Annotated in this window: 4 protein-coding genes; all 4 read right to left on the bottom strand. The window is 45.7% G+C overall.

The window, feature by feature from the left end; translation table 11 throughout:
• On the bottom strand, positions 1 to 185 hold a 185-nt coding region (locus tag KAH81_05700; GenBank protein MCK5833149.1), incomplete at its 3' end, for a DUF5320 domain-containing protein.
• A gap of 14 nt (positions 186 to 199) precedes the next feature.
• A complete protein-coding gene (locus KAH81_05695) occupies positions 200 to 391 on the bottom strand; it encodes a hypothetical protein (GenBank protein ID MCK5833148.1) in 192 nt (63 codons plus the stop codon).
• A gap of 13 nt (positions 392 to 404) precedes the next feature.
• Positions 405 to 1271: a DUF89 family protein gene (locus tag KAH81_05690; GenBank protein MCK5833147.1), complete on the bottom strand. Its 867-nt coding sequence runs from the start codon at positions 1269 to 1271 to the stop codon at positions 405 to 407.
• Positions 1268 to 1633 (bottom strand): NifB/NifX family molybdenum-iron cluster-binding protein, encoded by a 366-nt coding sequence (locus KAH81_05685; GenBank protein ID MCK5833146.1) that lies wholly within the window; start codon positions 1631 to 1633, stop codon positions 1268 to 1270. The genes KAH81_05690 and KAH81_05685 overlap by 4 nt, the downstream gene beginning before the upstream one ends.
• Between the last annotated feature and the right edge of the window lie 303 nt (positions 1634 to 1936).

The raw sequence follows: 1936 nt of genomic DNA, 5'->3' as shown, positions 1-1936 counted from the left end.
CATCCGTTCCGCAATGCCATTCCTCTTCCAAAACCTCTTCCAAAGCCACGGCCAAAACCTCTTCCGTAACCGAATCCACCTCCACCTCTGTCGTATCCAGTTCGAGCATAACCTGTGCAAAGGCCGAAACCTCCGCCTGTCATCGGGCCTTCGCCTCTCGGGCCTGATCCATTAAATCCGGGCATGTTAACCTCCTTCGTTATTCTTTTACCATTCTTGTTCCGCATTTTGGGCAGGAAGTACTAAAACATGGCGTTCCTACCTGATGCGTAATCTTGTGGCCGCAATTAGGGCAAACGCAGTTTCCCCCCGGACCTGAACCGGGGCGATTGCCTCCACCGCGACCTCTGCCGCCGCCCATTCCGCGACCTCCACCTTTTGCATTTTGCATTTTACACCTCCAATCAGGTTGCCGAAATAGGGGAATTCCTCCAGATGACAAAATCCCCGACTTCTCGGCCAACAAGCTGAGCTATAGGTTTACATTTTGCTTTAAATAAATGATAAATCGCTCTAGGGGCTTGATCTAGAGTTTCGAGATTTCCTTGCCCCTTAGCGATGACTATATCGGCTGTATTAAAAAGCTCAATGAATCTCTCCCCGACGGAATCTAGCATAGTTCCCGGAATAGAGGATTCTGAAGAGACTAACTCGGCGTAGTCGCAAATCCCGGATTCCTCGGCCTCCAATGCCGTAGCGTCATTAAGTACAGGTCCTCCGCGGACACCGTAGTATATCGTAGTGTTTTGGATTTGCTCGAGTATTAGTCGATCAAAAACTGTTTCCCCTGCATTATCCCCAATAAAAAATACACTTTTAGCTGAATGGATATCCTTTTCGAGTCTGCTAATAGTCTTTGTTTCAGGAAAATCGAACTCGTTTTCACCCAGCCAATTCACTATTGAGTTTAATTCCTTTTCGTCCATTTTTACAAGGTCGATTGCGTTTCCGGCAATAGAAAGTTCAACCGCTTTTCTGAAAGGCCATTCGGAATTAGAGACGGCCTCACGAAGCCTTGGTAAAGCCTTTAATGCAGTTTCAGTCGATTCAACTTTAAAATCACGGAAGGGATCGCTTACTCCCGTGATTTCGGCTAAGCTACGATAGATTGCCTCAGCGGCAACCGGTGCAGGCGCACCATCTAAAAGAATCTTGGATTCCTCAAATGCCCTTGTAAAAAGCTTGTTTTCGAGCTCCTCAGTGAGTCCCGATTTTCGAATTGTCTTCAGTGCATGGGTCAGAAGGCACGGTATGCAGTCGAGTTTTGTCATTTGTAGTTGCAGTTTCCGTGATGATTGGGAACATTTGCCTGGGCAACTTCTTCGAGCTTACCGGCTTCTAAATCGGTGATAGCTTGTTCTATTTCGCCTGATCCATAAAAAATTCTTATCCCGATTTGCTGTAGTGTAACAAATGCAGAGGGGCCAAAATGCGGTCCGATTATGGCTTCTACGCCTGTTTCCGCAACTAGTTTAGATGTTTGGATTCCGGCGCCGTGTCCCATATCTGCGTTAGCCGAATTATCGATATAATCCCGGGTTCCATTTTCGGTATCGATAATCATGAATCCAGCGCCTCTGCCGAATCTATCGGCGATCTTGATTTTGTCGTCAGTTGCGATTGCAATCTTCATTCTTTCTCCTTTGAAAAGAAATTATAATGAGCATATGCTCATATAGACTAAAGATAGGGTTCCCTAATTTCAAGGGTTATTTTAATTTTTTTCTACTATTGATTGGTTGTTTAGATTACTTATTAGCGCGGACCCGGCGCTGTCACGATTTTTGTTATTCCTATAAATTGTTTTGAACAGCACTATTTTCTCGCACAAAAATCCCCGCCGAATTGCCCTTCACAACCCGCGCCAGCGCCTTCGTGGGCACTTGCCGTATTTAATTTCATCTGGGGCGCATATATATGAAAGGATTTTGCATTG

This window comes from bacterium, from assembly GCA_023145965.1.
In the GTDB taxonomy this organism is placed as follows: Bacteria; UBP14; UBA6098; order UBA6098; family UBA6098; genus UBA6098.
The sequence above is the reverse complement of the archived record's forward strand: the minus strand, read 5'-3'. Positions and strand labels throughout refer to the sequence as shown.

Bases quoted from the DNA above. Each gene is read 5' to 3' on its own strand.
- KAH81_05695 (MCK5833148.1), bottom strand. From the start codon at position 391: ATGCAAAATGCAAAAGGTGGAGGTCGCGGAATGGGCGGCGGCAGAGGT.
- KAH81_05690 (MCK5833147.1), bottom strand. From the start codon at position 1,271: ATGACAAAACTCGACTGCATACCGTGCCTTCTGACCCATGCACTGAAG.
- KAH81_05685 (MCK5833146.1), bottom strand. From the start codon at position 1,633: ATGAAGATTGCAATCGCAACTGACGACAAAATCAAGATCGCCGATAGA.